12 protein-coding genes are annotated in these 19,992 nt (G+C 45.6%); 5 read left to right on the top strand and 7 right to left on the bottom strand.

Annotated features, from left to right (window positions below; genetic code table 11):
• Positions 1-31: 31 nt before the first annotated feature.
• The 6 genes from QUA78_RS00465 to QUA78_RS00440 all read right to left on the bottom strand — a co-directional run bounded on the left by QUA78_RS00465 (position 32) and on the right by QUA78_RS00440 (position 6,377).
• Positions 32-1,378, bottom strand: a complete 1,347-nt coding sequence (locus tag QUA78_RS00465; RefSeq protein WP_333299678.1) for an LCP family protein — start codon at positions 1,376-1,378, stop codon at positions 32-34.
• Positions 1,379-1,392: 14 nt separating this feature from the next.
• On the bottom strand, positions 1,393-1,740 hold the full coding sequence (locus QUA78_RS00460) for a DUF6717 family protein (protein WP_333299677.1): 348 nt from the start codon (positions 1,738-1,740) through the stop codon (positions 1,393-1,395).
• A gap of 526 nt (positions 1,741-2,266) precedes the next feature.
• Positions 2,267-3,442: an aminotransferase class V-fold PLP-dependent enzyme gene (locus QUA78_RS00455; RefSeq protein WP_333299676.1), complete on the bottom strand. Its 1,176-nt coding sequence runs from the start codon at positions 3,440-3,442 to the stop codon at positions 2,267-2,269.
• A 91-nt stretch (positions 3,443-3,533) separates the two neighbouring features.
• Complete coding sequence (locus tag QUA78_RS00450; RefSeq protein WP_333299675.1) at positions 3,534-4,139, bottom strand: molybdenum cofactor guanylyltransferase; 606 nt, start codon at positions 4,137-4,139, stop codon at positions 3,534-3,536.
• Positions 4,140-4,223: 84 nt separating this feature from the next.
• Positions 4,224-5,288, bottom strand: a complete 1,065-nt coding sequence (locus QUA78_RS00445) for an anthranilate phosphoribosyltransferase family protein (RefSeq protein ID WP_333299674.1) — start codon at positions 5,286-5,288, stop codon at positions 4,224-4,226.
• Positions 5,289-5,402: 114 nt separating this feature from the next.
• Positions 5,403-6,377: a LysR family transcriptional regulator gene (locus QUA78_RS00440; protein ID WP_333299673.1), complete on the bottom strand. Its 975-nt coding sequence runs from the start codon at positions 6,375-6,377 to the stop codon at positions 5,403-5,405.
• 591 nt (positions 6,378-6,968) lie between these two features.
• On the opposite strand from QUA78_RS00440, the gene QUA78_RS00435 reads away from it, so the two are divergent.
• Positions 6,969-10,394: a PAS domain S-box protein gene (locus QUA78_RS00435; protein WP_333299672.1), complete on the top strand. Its 3,426-nt coding sequence runs from the start codon at positions 6,969-6,971 to the stop codon at positions 10,392-10,394.
• Positions 10,395-10,414: 20 nt separating this feature from the next.
• Here the strand turns inward: QUA78_RS00435 and QUA78_RS00430 are convergent, their stop codons facing one another.
• The gene (locus QUA78_RS00430; protein ID WP_333299671.1) at positions 10,415-12,631 is read right to left on the bottom strand and encodes a polysaccharide biosynthesis tyrosine autokinase; all 2,217 of its coding nucleotides are present in this window, start codon (positions 12,629-12,631) and stop codon (positions 10,415-10,417) included.
• A 431-nt stretch (positions 12,632-13,062) separates the two neighbouring features.
• Here QUA78_RS00430 and QUA78_RS00425 point away from each other — a divergent pair, with 431 nt between their 5' ends.
• From QUA78_RS00425 to QUA78_RS00410, 4 genes are all read left to right on the top strand, one after another.
• A complete protein-coding gene (locus tag QUA78_RS00425; RefSeq protein ID WP_333299670.1) occupies positions 13,063-15,849 on the top strand; it encodes a polysaccharide biosynthesis protein in 2,787 nt (928 codons plus the stop codon).
• A 150-nt stretch (positions 15,850-15,999) separates the two neighbouring features.
• The gene (locus tag QUA78_RS00420; protein WP_333398491.1) at positions 16,000-17,379 is read left to right on the top strand and encodes a DUF4832 domain-containing protein; all 1,380 of its coding nucleotides are present in this window, start codon (positions 16,000-16,002) and stop codon (positions 17,377-17,379) included.
• A gap of 53 nt (positions 17,380-17,432) precedes the next feature.
• Positions 17,433-18,791, top strand: coding sequence for a lipid II flippase MurJ (murJ, locus tag QUA78_RS00415; RefSeq protein ID WP_333299668.1), 1,359 nt, complete (start codon positions 17,433-17,435; stop codon positions 18,789-18,791).
• 35 nt (positions 18,792-18,826) lie between these two features.
• The gene (locus QUA78_RS00410) at positions 18,827-19,978 is read left to right on the top strand and encodes a glycosyltransferase (protein ID WP_333299667.1); all 1,152 of its coding nucleotides are present in this window, start codon (positions 18,827-18,829) and stop codon (positions 19,976-19,978) included.
• The last annotated feature ends 14 nt before the right edge of the window (positions 19,979-19,992 follow it).

Genomic DNA, 19,992 nt, shown 5'->3' with positions numbered 1-19,992 from the left:
AACTGACAACTGACAACTGACAACTGACTAATTAAAATCGCTTTACCCAATCTTCGCCAACGCGAAGTGTCAAGTCAGAATTGATTTCACCCGTAGAAGATGCTTCAATTTTACCGCCGCCTAACTCTTTTTGCAGTAGATTCGCTGCCTCTAAATCGCCTTGCTGAACAATAATTTGACTTTGACGCTGCTTCTCGGGCGAATCCTGCACTACAGATACATTAAAAAACCCCTTGTTTGTGAGAAATTCACCAACGGTTTTGGCTGCTGTCGGTTTGCTAGAAGCATTTTGGACAGCTATTTTGAGGTTTTTGGGCAAAACGGACTCGCTGGGATTGGGAATTCGTCCTTGTGCAAAATCTGGCACGCCCGGGTTTAAATATTGTGTCATAATGCGATCGACCCCGATCGCATCTAAAATCCAATAACTCGTCAAATCCCCTTGTTGTGAACTAGAACTTCCAGGCAACATTACCATTTTAAAAGTATCTCGCTCTAATTGCAAACCGAAATTGGCCAGCGTCAATATTTCCTCATAATTTAGGTTTGTATCGACATATTTTTGCATCAATCGAATAATTTGTGGCAAGCGCACAAGTACTGATGGACTTGCGAGGCGGTTCCGAATAGCTTGAATTAAAGATTGCTGCCGCTGAATGCGGCCGATATCTCCTAAACCGTCATTGCGAAATCGAGCAAATTGTTCTGCTTGTTCTCCGCTGAGAGTTTGCCATCCCTTGGCTAAGTTTATTTTTAACTTTTGGGCAGTATCTGTATAGGACATCGCGCGAGGTACAAACACCTCAACTCCGCCCAACAAATCGACTAATTCCCGAAACGCATTGCTGCTGACTCGCACGTATCGTTCAATTCTCGTATTGTTCAGCATACTGCTAACCAATCGCGTCGCCAAAGCTGCTCCTCCCGTGGCATTGGCTTCGCTAATTTTGCTGAAGCTAATTCCGGGAACTTCGACTTGAGTATCTCGCGGAACTGAAAGCAAACTAATAGATTTATCTCTAGGATCGAGGTGCAATAAGAGTATTGTATCGCTGCGACCCTCAAAAATCTTAGGGCCATTGGCTGCAGCTTCCGGCACGCGGTCAATTCCCAATATCAAGATATTAACTGGGCGCGATAGGCGGTATCCAGAGTTGGATGATGTATAGTTAAAGCCGGTAGCCTCTAAGACTCTACTGATAATTGGCGGTTCCACGGGAGCTAACAGGGCGCTAATTGCCCCGATTGCGGCGGAGATGGCGGCTGTGAAAACCAGGAAAAAGAGCCCCACTATGTACAGGAATAATTTAGGCTTTTTTCGAGATTCTCGATCGACTGGTTTAACAAAGTTTCTTTTAAAGATTGACAAGTTTTTCATTGACTTGCTGTTGATTATTGCATTTTTTCAGCTTTGCAGTAAAACTTGGGCGGTGCTTCTCGAAAATATTTGAACATAGCCGGACACAGCCAGCCTTCGAGATTTTTCGATTCCCACCGATACCAGTTACCGCCGTATTCTGCTTTCAACCACAGCATTTCTGCTTGATATCCGGGAAATGGATTGGCTGAAAATAAGAGTCGGAAACCTTGAGCGGCATTGGGAATGTCTGCGACAAGCACGTTAATCATTTCCGGGACGCCCTGAACAAATGGTTCTCGGACAAGTCCGACTCGCTCGTCGTCAAAAACCCAGGTGTAGTGTTCGCGATAGGGGTAAATTACCATCATGGCATTGGACATGGTATTTTCCTCTTTTCATTTCATTTCTTTTCTCTGCGAAAATGCAAGTCTTGATACATTATATTCTGTTGCGAGGAAGTTGTGCACTATCGGATTTGACCACCCTATTTTAAATTAAGAAATCTCGCTGGTTATTTACCAACTTTCTTCGGCTGGGGCGGATGAGCTAACTCTAGGGTAATCGGGCTTTATAGCTGTTTTTTTTTTACGTGTTTATGCTAGGTAAATAATCACAAAAATAAAGAGGGTTAAAGGTGATTTTTTGCAGATTTTTTTATCTAATTGTGCCTATTTTTATAACCAATATTACCTTTGGAGTAATCAGGAATACTCTTTATTCACCCAAACTATAATAACCGAAACCAAACTACAAACCTACAGCGTATCCCAGGTTGATTAAGCACTAGGGACACGGCAGTGCCGTTTCCCTACGGGAATTAATCGATAGGCGGGTGTACTTCATAAAGCTGCAATCTGCTGTATAACTGTTGGTAGTTTGGTGTTAGGTTTTTTTTGAAGCTCCTGCTCAAATTCTTGTCAGCTCAACCAGCGCCTTAGCTAAATATTGATACTGCGGCAAAGTATTGTATAACTGAGCCGAAATCCTCACCAACTGCTTACTAGCATCCGGCCAAGGAATCACCGGAACTTCAATTTTAAAAATTTCCCACAGCGCCTCTTGCAAAGGTGGAATTCCTCCCTTTGCAACCGCATCAGACTGGGAGTCTGCGAGTGGCACAACTGCCATCGAACCCACCATTTCATCGGGACAGGGCAGTGGCAAACCTAATTTCTCCGCCAATATTTTTCTCCCCGCCAATGCTAAAGCATGATTTTTTGCCCTCAATTCCGGCCAGCCGCCGCTCAACAAAGAACCCATAAAATCAATAGCTACAGGCACGCACAAATAGGGGCTAGGATCGACTGTTCCCATCCAGTCAAATTCTAGTTGAAAGCGCGATTTATCAGCGCGCGGCGAGTTAGCACCGTGACTGATCGTAGTTGGGCGAATGGCATCTTGCTTGTCGCGCCGCACGTACAGAAAGCCCGCACCTTTCGGGGCGCACAGCCATTTGTGGCAATTTCCCGTATAGTAAGCCGCGCCAATTGCATCTAAATTCAGCGCTACCATTCCCGGGGCGTGAGCTCCGTCTACTAATACATCCACGCCACGGTTAGCTAACTCGCCTACTAACTGTTTGATGGGAAAGATTAAACCTGTTTGGCTGACAACGTGGTCTAATAAAGCTAACTTTGTTTGCGGTGAAACGCACTTAATTATTGCTTCAATAATTTGTTCGGGCGACTCAATTGGAAACGGAACTTCTGCTACTATTACTTTAGCGCCTGTACGCTCGGCTACAAAATTAAGTGTGTTGCGGCAAGCGTTGTATTCCTGATTTGTAGTTAGCAATTCGTCTCCCGGAGAAAAACAGAGCGATCGCAAAACTGCATTTACTCCCGTCGTCGCATTCGGGACAAAAGCCAATTCATCCTCACTCGCACCGATAAATGCGGCTAACTGATTTCTCGCATTATCCAACAAGGGTTCAAATTCCCGCATTAAAAAGCGCAAAGGTTCTCTTTCCAGTTGTTCCCGAAAAGCGGTTTGCGCTTCCAGTACGGGAATCGGACAGGCCCCAAAAGAGCCGTGATTGAGGAAAGTTATATGGCGATCGAGCAACCAATATTCGTTAATCATTAGTAATTAGTCAGTAGTCAGTAGTCAGTAGTCATTAGTCATTAGTCAGTAGTCATTAGTCAGTTAACTGTTAACTGTCAACTGTCAACTGTCAACCGTTACTCATTTTACCTTTTAACTGCTCAAACTCTTCTAATGTATTGCAATTCGATAACATTACTGCTTCTCGTTCCCCGACAGGTAGAGGGATGGCGGGGATTTGATTTAACCACATTTGAAAAGAACGTCCCCCTTGGTCAATAAAACTTTGCAAACTGGGCAGAGATTGTTGGCGGTAGAAGCCGCACAAAGGCTCCCAGCGCGAATTTTGATAAGGCACAACTGCTAAAGTTGATGGGGGAAACTCTGTTAACTGACTCGCCCACTTCTGAATAATCTGGGCATCCAACAAAGGCAAATCGCAAGCTAACAGTAAAATCCACTCGGCGGCAATTTCTGTCAATCCCTGAGTCAATGCAACCAAGGGCCCGGAGCCCGGATTGTACTCTACCAGAAATTGGGATGTTTCGGTTAAGGTCGATCGATAGCGATCGGGCCAAGCAGTCAGAACATAAACTGCTGGCGTTACAACTGCCGCCACTTCCAACGCCCGCTGCAATAGGGATTTGCCCTCAATTTCCAGCAGAGCTTTATCCCTACCCATCCGCGAACTTTGACCGCCTGCAAGCACAATTACAGCAATTTGATGATTAGTCATTAGTTATTAGTCATTAGTCATTAGTAACAAGAAAAAAATATAAATGTAGGTTGCGCATTGCGCACAAAACCCGATTAATCATTTTCAACTCAAAACACTAACGGCTTGGCTAACTTCCTCAAGTTTTTGCACGACTTGACCACTGCTCAATAAAGTTTCTGCCTCAATCAAACCCGAACTCATATCCAAACAAACTCCGCTGCGCCACAGATAAAATCCGCCGTTCCAGATAGCAGACTGCATCAATTCCGAGGGTTTACCCAGCAACACTTCCTGCATTTGTTTTAATAACTCAGATCCTGATTGAAAGGCAGGATTTGTGCTGCTAAAACCGTAATCTCCGTGAGCTAAAAGCACTCGCTCAAACTCAGTGTCCGGCTTAGCAATGCCGATAATCGCAGTACGATCGCGCGGCAAATCGCAGCTTCCCTCTAATCCTTTGACTGTGGTATAATTTTTGATTCCCCGCAGCTCAAAGGCTTTTTGAAACATACCTTCTGTGGGGGGGTGGACGTAGCCGGAGATGACGTTAACGTCGCCAGCACAGGGACACCACATCAACTCCATTGTCGAAAAAGGCGGCCGTTTGCCGATTTCGCGGCGGTAGGGCACTAAAGCGGCGGCTTGAGGAAAATGCTTGGGAAGGTAAACAAAACCTAAACCCGTACTGTCAAAAACTTGCTGAATTTTTTCTAAACGGAGTTTGCTCCAGTCTACTCCCAAACCGCGCCAAATTTCAATCAAGGGAATGCCTTCCTTGGTTGGCATGGTATCGCCCCCGTGCATGATGGTTGGGACTCCAGAGGCGGCTAAAATTAGGGCTGTTAAAGGGCTAATAGGAGCTGTGCGCGATCGCCCGTCGTAAGCAACGCCAAACACGGCCACGGTAGAGACGGAAAACCCTTTTTCTCGGTTTGGGGGGGCAAGCACAGGCCCCAATTCTTCATAAGCATCCAGCATTCCGGCTAATTCTTCGCCGGTGGGCCGTTTAATGCGGTGGGCAATCATAAAAGCTCCGATTTGAGCCGGTGTTGCTTCTCCCAGCAGCATCATCCGCGTGGCTGCTGCTGCTTCGGAGCGAGTTAAGTTTTCTCCTGTGTGTATTCCGCTGCCAATTTTTCGCAGCAATTCTCTAAATGCGTCACTCATAACTTTTGAAGTTGGTAATTGGTAGTTGGTAGTTAGTAATTGGTAGTTAGTAATTGGTAATATTTGACCCTTTTTAAATTTAAAATTCCGAACTATCAATTCAAAATTATCGAATTAACTGCCTGATTTTTCTAGCTTGATTACATCAAAAGGCGGCACAAATTCGCGTACCAGATTCCAGAAATGGGCGATCGGCGGAATTTGCATTCGATCGTGAGTTGTCACCAACACCACTTCGCGAGTCCAAGTCGGATCGATCGCCGATTGGCCGATCGCCGAAACCTTGGAATTTGACCGCTCTTGGGCGATCGACCGAATTGCTAAAGTGCGATCGCCCAAGGCCTCCACCAAAGCTGAATGCGGCAGCAAAGCAATCAATTCTCCCTGTCGCACCACACCCCGAAAAGCATCAAGAGTGTTGAGTTCCAAAACAGCATGAAGTTTAGCACCGATGCGTCCAAATTGTTCTTGCACCATCCGCTGCATTCCGTACCCGTCCTTAAACACCACTTGCGGGTAACAAATCAATTCCGGCCAAGGTACTCGTTCGTACTGGGCCAGGGGATGACCCGCCGCCATCAACACCTCGATCGGCTCATTGTAGAGCACCTCAACCAACATTTCCGGGGCTTGAGTAAAATAGCGGTTGTTCATCACCACCGCTATGTCCACCAAACCGTCTTTGAGGACTTTCAGAGCTCGATCGCTCCCCAGGGAAGTCACCCGCAACTGCACGTTAGGATAGTCGTGGCAAAACTTTTGCAGCACAGGCGGCAAATAAGCAGCGCAAACCGAGTGAATCGCAGCCACGCACAGTTCCGGCTGCTTTCCCGCCAACAAGTCTCCCAATTCTTCAGCAGCATTTCGCCAAGTCTGACAGATTTTGCGAGCGTGAGGTAGCAGGCGTTCCCCTCCCACTGTCAGCTTCGCGTGAGCCGTGCGGTGAAACAGCGACAAACCGACTTCCGCTTCTAATCCCTGCACTTGGCGGCTAATAGTCGATTGGGTAACGCCGCACTTCCGGGCCGCTTGCTGAAAGCTACCGGTTTCAGCAACTGAAAGAAATGCTTGAAGCTGCTCTAAGCGCATGGAGGTTTAATTCGAGATGGTTTCAGAAATTTTACTGGAAGATAATCTGTGACATTAACCGATTTAGTAGAAGAATTTAGTAGACTTTGATACAGGTACAGATTAGTTTTGATTCCGGGGCCAGACGCGGGGATGCTTGGCTCTACTAATCAATTTCCTCGGGTAGGATTTATGAACCCCTAAGTAGAGGTCGATTCTCCAATATTGAAGGGATTTCTGAATCAGAAAAATCATCAAAAAATGGATTCAATACAGATAAATTCATCGAGTTTTGCAAGCTTGTAGCTCAACGTTTTGAATGAAATCCACAGTCACAATCGGTTCATCAATTGCGCTAAATTGCTTGGTTTCTCCCTATGCTTTGGACTTTAAAACTCGCCTTGAATTTCTTACCTCCTTGGGCATTATAATACCTGACTGTCCCTAAATCTCTCAATAAATGTACGAATATTGCAGGCCGGTTAAAACCAGCAGTGAACTTTCATCCCCGGACTAAAGCCACTGTTGTTTTCTGTTTTTTTTTGTATAAACTAGGAATTAGCGGGTCAGCAACACAAGTGCAAGTAGGATCGATCGCACAGGAAAGCCGAAATGCTGCAATTTCTTAAGATTATGTTATTTAACCACAATTTTATTCTGCAAGGTGGATGTTGCCAGTGGCAGCCCCAGTTGATGGGACTGCACGCGGTCAGCGATTTGTTAATTGCCTTGGCTTTTTATTCAATTCCAGCAATTCTGACATACTACTTTGCCCGGAACCAGCGGGACGTGCCTTTGAGCAAGGGGTTACTCCTATTGGGAGCCTGGTTTTTCTGCGGCGGGACAACTCATTTGATGCAAGTTTGGATGCTGGTGCATCCCAGCTACTGGCTGTCAAGTTCGATCGCGGCCGTTACCGCTATCATCTCTCTGTGGGCTGTAGCGTCCCTGATACCCTGGATTCCTCAAATGTTGGCTTTGGCTGGGGCGGCCTCTTTAGCAGGAAATACGGTGCTGGGAACTGAAAAGGTCGATCGGCGGCAAGCCGACTCTGCCATTAAAAATTCCGTCGCATTCCCCACAACCGAACTCCAGCAAATTAACGAGCAATTGCTCGCAGAAATAACGCAGCGCGAGCGAGTCGAGGAACTCCTGCTTGACGCTTTAGGCAAGCTGCAAGAAAGCGAAGAACGCTTCCGCGTTTTTCAGGAATTATCTCTAGACGGATTTAACGTGTTTCGCAGTATTCGTGACGAATCCACAATTGTGGATTTTGAATGGGAATACGTCAATCCCGCAGCCGCAAAAATTCAACACAGTACACCAGAAGAATTAATCGGCAAGCGATTGCTAGAAGTGCGGCCCGGTCATAAAGATAGCGGTTTGTTCGATCGTTTCGTGCAAGTTGTAGAAACAGGAATTACCCTGGATACCGAGATTTATTACAACAGCGAAGGCATTGTCGGCTGGTTTCGGATGATGACTGTTAAATTGGGCGACGGCATTGCTATTTCTTTTAGCGATATTACTGGGCGCAAGCAAGTAGAAGCATCCCTGCGCAACGCGCTGCAAAAACTCACTTCTCATTTTGAAAATACGCCCCTAGCGGTGATTGAGTGGGATGAAAACTTTCGTCTCAGCGGGTGGTCGCCGGCAGCCCAGAAGATTTTTGGGTGGAAGGAAACAGAAGTTTTAGGCAAGCATTTTAGCGAATGGAAATTTATTTATCAGGGTGATTTTGAAGAGGTTCAATCAGAATTTTATAGTTTAAAAAACCCCGAGCGTCGCTGCAATATAGTTCGCAACAGCAATTATAATAAGGGTGGTTCGTTGGTGCATTGCGAGTGGTACAATTCGGCTTTTTACAGCGAGTCTGGACAGTTAATATCGGTGCTGTCTCTGGTTTTGGACGTGACGGAACGCTTTAAATTTATGGAAGTGCTGCGACAGTCTGAAGAGCGGTTTCGGATTGCGGCAGAAAGTGCCAGCGATTTGATTTACGAATGGGATATCGAGACGGGCATCGTGCTGTGGTTCGGTCACGTAGACCAACATTTGGAGTACGAAAAAGGCGGATTTCCGAGGACAAGAGCAGCTTGGAATAATATCTTGCACCCGATCGACCGCGATCGAGTGCTGGCCGCGGTCGATCGGTATTTGAGTGCGCCAGACAGTTCTGCCGCCCCATTTTTTCAGGAATACCGCGTTCAGTCCCAGGGGGGCGGAGTGCTCCACTGGATCGATCGGGGCAAAGCAGTGCTTGACAAACAAGGCAATCCCTGCAAATGGATCGGCGTGATTAGCGACATCAGCGATCGCAAAGAGGCCGAAGAACAGCGGAATCTAGCCTTGGCGCGGGAACAGGCCGCCCGCCGCGAAGCCGAAGCCAGCGAACAGTTGTACCGCGTCCTCGCTGAAGCTATCCCGCAAATAGTTTGGACTGCCAGACCCGACGGCTGGCTAGACTACTACAACCAGCGCTGGTTTGAATATACTGGCTTGACGCTGGAGGAAACTCAAGGCTGGGGGTGGCAGCTAGCCCTGCATCCAGATGACGTGGAAGATGCCGTAGAAAGCTGGAAGACCTCGGTGCAGACGGGGAAAACTTACGAGGTGGAATACCGCTTTAAACGGGCATCTGACGGGGCTTACCGCTGGCATCTGGGTCGGGCATTGCCCGTGCGGGACGCTGAGGGGAAAATTCTCAAATGGTTCGGGACTTGTACGGATATTGACGATCGCCAGCGATCGGCCCAAACAGCCTATTTTCGCGCTCAAGCTTTGGCTTTGCTGTCGTCGGCTTCCCTGGATTACGAAGAGGCGCTGCAAGGTTTGGCAGATTTAGCAGTACCGGCGCTGGGGGATTGGTGCTGCGTGCATTTGGTCGAGGCAGACGGCTCGATCCGCTTGCAAGCAGTTGCTCACTCAGATCCGATCAAAGTCGCTCTGCTGTGGCAAATCGAGCAGCGCGTGCCGCTAGACCCCCAGGGACGGCACGGAGTCGCAAAGGTGCTGCGGACTGGGGAGCCGAAGCTCTACCCAGAAATACCGGACTGGGTGATCGAGGCGGTTGTGCCGGACAGGGAACTGCTGTTCGTGCTGCGATCCCAGGCGCTGTCGGCAATCTGCGTGCCGCTGATGGCTCGCGGGCGGACGCTGGGAGCGATTTCGCTGCTGTGCGGGGAGTCCGGCCGCCGCTGCCGGGAGGGCGATTTGGTTTTGCTGGAGGATTTGGCGCGGGATGCGGCGGTGGCGATCGACAATGCGCGGCTTTACCGGGAAGCAGCGGAGGCCAACCGGATTAAAGACCAGTTTTTGGGAACGCTTTCTCACGAGTTGCGGACGCCTCTGAACGCGATTTTGGGCTGGGCCCAGATGCTGCGGCAGCGCCAGATGAGTGCCGAAAAAACGGCTGTGGGTTTGGAGACTATTGAGCGAAACGCGCGGTTGCAGACTCAGATGATTGAGGATTTGCTGGACGTTTCCCGGATTGTGAGCGGCAAAGTGTGTTTGAAGCTGTTCCCGGTGGATTTGGTGCGGATTGTAGAAACAGCCGTGAAGGCGCTGAGCCTTGATGCTGAAGCTCGGGGAATTGAATTGGTGAGTTTTTGCGGCGAAGGGGTGAGCTTGGTGAGGGGCGATGCTACTCGTTTGCAGCAGGTGGTGTGGAATTTGCTCTCGAATGCGATTAAGTTTACGCCGCCGTCCGGTCGCGTGGAAATAAGGCTCTCGGAGGATGGGGAACCGGGAGCAGCGGGTGGCGCCATCTTGTCTGGGCCGTCTCCGGTTCACTCTGTTTCGATCGTTGTCAGCGATACGGGAATTGGCATTAGCAAGGAGTTTTTGCCGTTTGTGTTCGATCGCTTCCGCCAAGCTGACAGCACTTCTACGCGCAATTACGGCGGGCTGGGACTGGGATTGGCGATCGTCCGCCATCTCGTGGAACTCCACGGCGGCAGTGTCTGGGCCGAAAGTCCTGGGGAAGGACTCGGCTCGACTTTCGGAGTGCGGCTGCCAATAACCAATAACAACAGTTAACAGTTAAGTGTTGTTATTGGTTACTGGTTATTCGTTATTTTATTGATACCAGGACTCTGCTCTTGAGCGTAAGATTCATTGGTAAAATAGTAATGGCTGTGCGGTTCGTTTTTAGGACTTACTCCATTTACCACTAAGCCCAGAACGTGCTGGCTTGATTTCTTCAATAGCTCCTTCGCAAAAGCCACAGTACCCGAATTAAGAACACCAGGCCGCACTACCAATAAAATTCCATCTGCTTTATTCCCCAGAATCAGAGCATCAGCAGCAACATTCAGAGAAGGAGCATCAATAATCACTGCATCATAACTAGCCGAAAATTGCTTAATTAATAAAGTGATCCGCTGCGAATCCAAGAGAGCCATTGGATTAGGCGGAATCACCCCGCAAGTGAGCACATCTAAATTATCCATGACTTGTGCGATCGCATCCCCAAACCCAGCTTGTCCAACTATCACATTGCTCAAACCTACTTGATTGGGAAGCTCCCAAATCCGATGTTGAACAGGACAGTGCATATCCGCATCTACCAGCAAAACCTTCCGTCCTAATTGAGCTATAGCTACAGCCAAATTAGCCGATACAGTAGACTTGCCTTCTTGCGGTAGCGAACTACTGACAACAATCACTTTCAGCTCTTTATCCGAACTCAGAAACCTCAGATTTGCCTGAAGCATTCGGTAAGCAGCACTGCTTGAAGTATGAGGAGTATCCCTAACAACAATCTGTCGGGGAGATGGCTCTAAATCCAGGGAAGTAGATTTAAGCGGCCAGGAATTGCGCCGAGGATTTTTTTCAGACTTTCTATGGAAAGGAATCACCCCCAACAAAGTAAACCCAAATAATTCCCTCGCCTCTTCAATAGTTTTCACGGACTTATCTTGAGACTCTAAAAGCAGCGCCGCAGCTATAGCAAGCAGAGTTCCCAACAAGCTGCCCGATACCAGCAATAAAGACTTGCGAGAACGCACTGGTTCCTCCGGAACACTCGGCTTTTGGATAATCCGAGCATTCCCCACTTGCTGATTTTCAGTAATCCGAATTTGCTGGAGTTTTTTTTGCAATTCCTGATAATCCGCTTCGGCTTCTTGGAGTTTTCTTTCTAGTTCCCGCTTTTCCTTCTCTAGCTTCGGCAAAAGTTTTACCCGCTGCTTGTAGCCAGCTAGAGCATTTGATAGAATAGTAACTCGCTGAGCCAAACCCTGGCGTTCTACATCTACCTTGATAAATTCTTCGATCAGTTTTGGTTTCACCTCTCCTATCTGTAAACTTTGATTTTGCAACGGCTGTTGCCCGCCTAAAACTTGTTGTATTTGTTGGTCTAGTAAAGCTTTCATAGTAGCTTTCTTAGTTTCTAACCTAGTTATTATAGGCGAATTATCCAGGTAGCGATTTTGCTCAATTGCTAACTGCCGCTCTATTTGTTTGTATTCTTTGAGAGCTTCCTGCACAGTGCTAGATTGGCTGAGAGTGCTGGCGGTCAATGCTTGCTGAGGATTCATTTGTAATTCGTCTTCAAATGCTTTAGACTGAGCACTGGCCTTGAGCCAATCAGACTTAGCTTGGTCGATTTGACTTTCTAGTTGCGCCATAACTGCCACTGCTGATTTAGCTTCTTCTTCAAGATTGACAACTTTATTATCTTCTTTAAATTTGCTCAATTCTGCCGCTGCTTTCCGCATAGCTTGGTCTGAATTAGGCAGTTTTTTTTCAATAAACTGTCGAACAGACACAGCTTCTAGACGATTCACTTTTTGATTGTTATCTATATAAAAATTCATCAGGGTTTTTACGACATCGGCTGCTATTTTTGGGTTTTTGTCTTTGTATGAAACCGTTAGGATATCAGCTCCCCGAATAGTAGCTACTGTCAGTTTTTTTAATAAATCTTTTGTTTTCATATGATTATTTGTTTCGTCTTTTAACTGAAGCCTATTTATAGTTTTTTCCACATTTTCTAGAGAACGAATCAGTTCTATCTCGGTAGTCAGAGGGTTACTTTGCTCCGCCGCAGGAGTCAACTGTCCGATTTCTTTTCCCAATTCTGTTAAAGCAGAACCAGGAGTTGTTTTCTTAAATAACAGCTTTCCTTCTGCTTCATAAACTGCTTTTTCCTTCAGCGTGCTGTAGGTGGTGAGTGCAACAACCGAGGCGAATACAGCTAAGGCTGGCAGCCACCTGCGCTTCAGAATCTGCCAGTATTCCTGAAATCCGATACCACTTTCAGTTGATTCCATCAGTTACTCCGAAAAATGATTTTTTGTAAACAGTAACACCCTAGGCTTTTAAACTCCTTGTTAAAGATATCTATTGTATCACTTAAGTCAAGCACTGTCATGGTTTTAACAAATATGTTTGCGCTCCCCATAACGAAAAAGTTATATATTTTTGTTAAAAGTAAGTAAAGAATTATAAATTTACGAGCGATGCAACCAGTAATAGGAGAAGATAAACGCAGCAATAACATCTAAAAATTTAATCTCAAAAAATAAAAAATTAGGAGACTGGACATATTCTTGATAATAGCCTTAATGATATCACTTGAGTGATGCCCGATTAAAAGAAAGGCTGATTAATTGCAGCGGGCAGGGTGGTATAAAAAAATACCTCAGCATTAGGTACTAGATATAGTTTTAGTAAAGTTTTTGTGTAATAGGGTGTGATGAATATGATCGTAAAAAAACTCAGTAAAGTGTTGGTGGGATTAAGAACCCGTCATTTTTTGATAATCGATGCAATTTGTTTTGCGATCGCACCGTTATTGGCCCTGGCAATTCGTGTAGATGATACATTGACTCTGGCTCCCTACCTACACAGCCTAGGGGTAGTTACAGTATTATTTGTAGCGGTCAAACTAGCAGTATTTTATGCGGGGGGCTTCTACAAGCGTTACTGGCAGTATGCGGGTCTGGAAGAAATGGCACAAATAACGATGCTAATAGGTATATCCCTAGCAGTGGAAATTATCTTGTTCCAACAACTATACCACCTAAATAATTCGCCGATCGGCACTCTGCCACGATCGCTGCCGCTACTAGACGCTATCATCAGCTTTTTGTTAGTTGCGGCCATTCGTTTCAGCATTCCAGCCCTCGAAAGATGGAACCAAAAACCCTGGAAAGTTCAGCAACGCAATCGGGTTCTGATAGTCGGTGCGGGCAGTGCAGGCGCATCTCTGATGCAAACGATGCAAAGGAGCCCGGAGGTAGGACTCGATCCAATCGCTTTCGTTGACGACGACCCCAAAAAAATCAGCAAGCAGATTCGCAAACTAACTGTAGTCGGCAATCGTTATAACATTCCCGAAGTAGTGCAATCGCTAAATATCGGCAAAGTCATGATTGCCATCCCCTCAGCTTCGGGAAAAGAGATTAGGGAAATCGTAGAGATTTGCCAGTCAATTGGAATTCCAACCAGCATCCTCCCCGGCCTCAATGAAATCATCAAAGGTCGCGTCAGTTTAGGTAGCCTCAGAGAAGTACAGATTGAGGACTTGCTCCGCCGCGCCCCCATCCAAACCGATATCCACAAAGTCTTGAAATTGATTGGAGGCAAGAAAGTTCTAATTACTGGTGCGGGCGGCTCCATCGGCAGCGAACTTTGTCGGCAAATATTAAAGTGCGCTCCTGCGGAAATCATCATCGTCGGACACGGAGAAAATTCTGTATTCAACATTCAACAAGAATTAGGAAAAGTCCTGTCAGAACTCAAAAAAAACAGCAAAACCCAAACAGATATTACTCGCGTGACAGCCTTTATGGCCGATATTCGTTTGCTGGAGCGATTAGAGTACGTTTTTGAAACAATCAGACCAGACATCATTTTTCATGCGGCGGCTCACAAACACGTACCCATGATGGAATTAAACCCGCCGGAAGCGATTACTAACAATGTGCGGGGGACGAAAAATCTGCTGGATCTGGCGTTGAAATACAATGTGGAACACTTTGTGATGATTTCCACCGACAAAGCGGTGAATCCAACTAGCATTATGGGAGCTAGCAAAAGAGTAGCCGAAATGCTGGTGCTGCAAGCAGCAAAAAAAAGCAAAAATCCCTTTGTAGTGGTTCGTTTCGGTAATGTTCTTGGCAGCCGCGGTAGCGTCGTACCCACTTTCAAGCGACAAATTGCTGAGGGCGGGCCGATCACAATTACCCACCCAGATATCTGTCGATATTTCATGACAATTCCCGAAGCAGTTCAACTCGTTTTGCAGGCAGCAGTCATCGGCGGCGGCGGGGAAGTATTCATGCTCGAGATGGGGGAACCAGTCAGAATTTTCGATTTAGCAAAGGATTTGATTCGGCTCTCAGGATATGAAGTGGGTAAAGACATAGAAATTGCGTTTACAGGGCTGCGCCCGGGAGAAAAATTGTTTGAAGAACTGTTTATTCCAGGCGAGAAATACAACCGCACGAAACACGAAAAAATTCTCAGTTTGGGCAATGCCAGCCGCATAGTGAAAGAAAATATCGATCGGGAAGTAGAAGCTCTTTGTCAAGCAGGCGATCGCAATGATGCGAATTTAATTGTCTCAATCCTACAGCAGTTAGTGCCTGAGTATGTACCAGGGTATTCAACCGCCAATTTGTACGCCAATACAGCCCAAAAAAGAACCGCTGTGGCAAAGATTAGCAGTGCAGCATCTATTCAGTTAGAGAATGATTTGCGGGTGGCTCTGGCAAATGAGGAGTTTCGGATTCACTATCAGTCGATCGTCTGCCTGGAAACCGATCAAATTAGTGGTTTTGAAGCGCTGTTGCGCTGGCAGCACCCGAATCGAGGTTTGCTGTGGCCAGACGAATTCCTAACACTGGCAGAAGAAACGGGCTTGATTGTTCCTATTGGCGAGTGGGTACTGCGGCAAGCTTGCAACCAGATGCGGATTTGGCAGTCGCAATTAGGCCTTAATACTCCCCTAACAGTCAGCGTGAATCTGACTAGCAAACAATTTTTCCAAGCTGACTTAATCGAGACGATTGCCAAAATATTGAAAGAAACAAATCTCGATGCTTCTAGTTTGAGGTTAGAAATTCCTGAATATGTTGTGACGGAAAATTCCGAGTTGGCTGGGTCTGTTTTTCTCAAACTTAAAACTTTAGGGTTGCAAGTACAAATAGACCACTGCGGTCTCAGTGATGTATCATTAACTCACCTCTACCAATTGACGCGGCTGAAGTATGGGAAATTCGATTGTTTGAAGCTAGATTGTTCTTTAGTCAGCGGGCTTGATGCTAGCAAGCCGAACTTAGAAATTCTTCACAAAATTATTGCGATAACTCAGGAGTTAGGTATGGGAATGATTGCCACAGGAGTTGAAACGAGATGGCAAATAGCTGAACTCAAAGCTCTGAAGTGCGTCTACGGACAGGGATACTTTTTTTCCAAGCCTGTAGAATGCGCGGCGGTAGGAAGATTGATTGGGGCTGGTAACAGTTCACAAAAAATTACATAATAATTTTAAAACTTACTCATTTTCTCCCATAAAATATGTTGATGAGTAAGTTGATCCGAGTCGGATGACTTAGCGAGCGCAAAATCAACAGCGGCAGGCAGGGAAATCATGAATTTAGGACAATATATAGAGTTTCCTTTGGCGTCAATCTTGTTGTTTGCGATCGCTTCATGCCAACCGACTGTTGCTACTGTTCCTTCCAATCAAACCGCATTAACCTATGAAAGTAGTTCCGAGAATTTCCCCAATCCTGAAAGAGGTTTCTTCGTAGCAGTTGACCCTATTGGTAATAACCCAGTTTCTCCATTACAACTCTCTGACTTGCAAAAAATAAAAGAGCGGAATATAACTTTGGTGCGCCGGATTTACCTGCTTTCTGAATTTAAAGAAAAACCACTATCACCATCTTTCTTAGAGATGATTTCGCAGGACTGCGAAACAGCCCGCCAAGCTGGGGTGAAGTTGATTGTCAGATTTTCTTACAATTGGCTAGGAGGAGGTGCTGATGCTCCGCGCGAGAAAATTATCTCACACTTGCATCAGTTGCAGCCAATTTTGGCAGAGAACTACGATGCGATCGCATACATGGATGCAGGTTTTGTTGGGTATTGGGGAGAGTGGCATAGTTCAACTAACAAACTTGTAGATAATTGGACTCTAGATGTTACGGATGATGCTAGAGCAATTTTCCTAAAAATACTGTCTGTGCTACCCACTGAACGGATGGTTACAATACGTTACTCCAAACAAAAAAAACAGATATTTAATAACATAAATACCCTCTCTATTGAAGAGGCATTTAATGGTTCTGTTAGAGCTAGAACTGGTCATCACAATGATGCTTTTAGAGCTGGTATAGATGATGCTGGAACCTATGGCAGTACCAATCCAACTCTCGTAGAGCAAGAGAAAACGTGGCTAAATCTTGATACAAAATATGTAGTGCAGGGAGGTGAACCTGCATGGCCAAGTAAGCCCCCAGAATACGATGACTGTCCAGGGGTCTTAACTGACTTGGCTAGGATGCACTGGAGCAGTCTGTCAACAAATCAATCTGATGCAACAGAAATTTATCAGGGATGGAGCCAGCAAGGCTGCATGGAGGAAATTAAGCGTCGTTTGGGATATCGCTTCCGTCTTGTCTCTTCAAAACTCCCAAAAATTGTCAAACCCAATGGTACTTTTTCAATGAGTTTTGAAATTATCAATGAAGGATGGGCTAGCCCTTACAATCGTCGTAAAGTAGAAGTAGTCCTACGCAACCGCGAAACAAAAAGAGAATACCATTGGGTTGTTAATGCAGATCCGCGCCTGTGGATGGCTGGTACGACCAGACGAATAAACTTTGCAGAAAATATCCCAGCAAATATGCCATACGGAGAATACGATGTATTGTTAAATTTACCCGATCCAACTCCCAAGCTATACAAGCGCCCAGAATATTCAATCAGGCTTGCTAATCAAGATATCTGGGAAGTGTCCACGGGCTATAACTCTTTGTTGCAAAGCATTATTGTCGCCCCTATGTAAAAAAAATCACACAGCTCATAAATGAATGGCCCTCCTATTTTATCCTAATTAAAATGCGTCAATTGCAGAAGTTGATTGATATCTGGAAAAATCTAACAAGTGGATCTCTCAGTCGTAAAATCTTTGGTGCCGCTACGACAGTTGCTTTATTGACAGCAATGGTTAAAATTGTGTCTGTGTTCAAAGAGTTATTCATTGCATGGAGATTTGGTACAGGAGATGATTTAGAGGCATTTTTGATTGCCTTGCTGGTTCCGGCTTTTATTATTAATGTGATAGCTAATTCGTTTAATTCTGCCCTAGTACCCACCTATATTCAGGTGCGAGAGCAAGAGGGCATAAAAGCTGCTCAAAAACTTTTTTCGGGAGCAACTATCTGGAGTGCAGGAATACTGGCGCTCACAATAGCTATAGTATTATCTACCGCGCCATTTTACTTACCATTAATTGCATCAGGATTCAGCTCACAAAAGTTGAGTCTTACATTCTCTCTACTCTGCATTACTGCACCGATTATTCTACTCAGTGGTATCGCCAGCACTTGGGCTGCGGTTTTGAATGCAGGAGAACGTTTTGCTTTAGCATCCGTGGTTCCTGTTACTAGCCATGTTGTTGGCATATTATTTCTGTTAATCTTCAAGAGTTGGGGAATATATGCCTTGGCAGGAGCGCTACTCTGTGGAGCCGGAATAGAGATGGTTGTGATAGGAGCAGCATTGAAACGCCAGGGTATATCATTGCGCCCCAGGTGGTATGGATTTGACACTTACCTGAAGCAGGTAGCTGGTCAGTATAGTCCTATGATTGTAGCCGCATTTATAATTTGTAGCGCTGGTGTAGTAGATCAATCTATGGCAGCAATTTTATTGCCTGGAAGTGTCGCAGCACTCAACTATGGTAACAGGTTGATTGCCTCGCCAATTAGCCTGATGAGTATTGCCTTGAGTACTGTTTTGGTTCCTTACTTTTCAAAGATGGTTGCTAATAAAGATTGGAGCAATTTGCATCGGACTCTTAGGCAATGGATAGGAATCATTTTAGTTGTTACTGTGCCAATGACAATCTTCTTTATTGTATTTTCTGAGCCAATAGTTCACATCCTATTTGAAAGAGGAGAATTCACTACGCAAAATACACACTTAGTTGCTGAAATTCAATCTTTATATGCTTTGCAGATCCCTTTTTATACTATCAATATTTTGGCGATTAGGTTAATAACCTCTATGCAGCTTAATCATTTATTGATCTGGTTCTTTGGCTGTAGCTTACTCATAAATATTAGCTTAGATTATCTGTTTATGCAATGGATAGGAATTAAAGGAATTGCCTTGTCTACGAGTTGTGTATACTTGTTTTCTTCCTTCTCGCTGCTTTGGTTCGCTCATAGAAAAATTAAAAATAACTTATTGTAAAAACACATTGCCATTTATTAGGGGAAAATTAAAGAATGAAGCACCTGCCCGGTTTCAACTTAACAACTAAACTAGAGATACTAGAACCAAGAAGTACAAGACGTATAGCTTTCTTTCTTCCTAATTTGCATGGTGGAGGTGCTGAGCGGGTTGCCGTCAACTTGCTCAAAGGTATGTCAAGCCAGAATATTCCATTAGATCTAGTATTGGCTACTGCTGAGGGCCCCTATTTAAACCAAGTTCCTGATGGGGTTCGCGTTGTGAATCTCTCAGCAGGACGTGTCATCAAGGCTATCCTGCCTTTGTCGAAATATCTACGCCAAAATCAGCCACTTGCCCTCCTGTCGCACCTCAGTCATGCAAACATAGTGGCATTGTTAGCCGGAAAGCTGGCTCGCACAGAAACCAAATTAGTGGTAGTAGAACACAACACCATGTCATCAAATAAGTCGAAATTAATTCAGGCTAAATTGGTTGCACCGCTGATGAACTTACTTTATCCCAGCGCTGATGCCATTGTAGGGGTTTCCACTGGCGTATCGCGCGATTTAGAACTACAGCTCGGACTTTCAGAAGGGAAAGTGATTACTGTTTATAACCCCGTCGTTGATAATGAATTGATTGCTAAGTCGAAAGCCGATCTCAACCATCCGTGGTTTCAAGATGGAGAGGTACCTGTATTTTTGGCGGTAGGGCGATTAACACAGCAGAAAGATTTCTCAACTCTGCTCGAAGCTTTTGCCCTGCTCAGAAAGCAGAAACACGCTCGCTTGATGGTTTTAGGCGAAGGAGAGTGTCGAAGTGAACTAGAAGCAGCGATTGCTTGTCTAGGAATTTCTGAAGATGTTTCTTTACCTGGGTTTGTCGAAAATCCTTATGCGTATCTAAACAGAGCTAGTGCTTTTATACTTTCCTCTCGTTGGGAAGGATTGCCAACAGTGTTAATTGAAGCTATGGCCTGTGGTTGCCCTGTAATTGCCACAGATTGTCCGAGTGGTCCTGATGAAATTTTAGAAGCAGGAAAATACGGACATTTAGTGCCAGTCGGCGATGAAGTAGCAATGTCTGAAGCTATGTTGCAGGTACTTGAAATTCCAGTCGATCGGAATATGCTCGTGCAACGAGGGATGTCTTTTGGTGTAGACAAAGCGATATCTGAATATCTGGCATTATTGAACCAGGTCTGAATATTGATATGGAA

The sequence above is a fragment of the Microcoleus sp. K4-B3 genome (assembly GCF_036704615.1).
Lineage (GTDB): Bacteria > Cyanobacteriota > Cyanobacteriia > Cyanobacteriales > Microcoleaceae > Microcoleus.
Note: the sequence above shows the minus strand (reverse complement) of the source record. Positions and strands in the feature narration are given on the sequence as shown.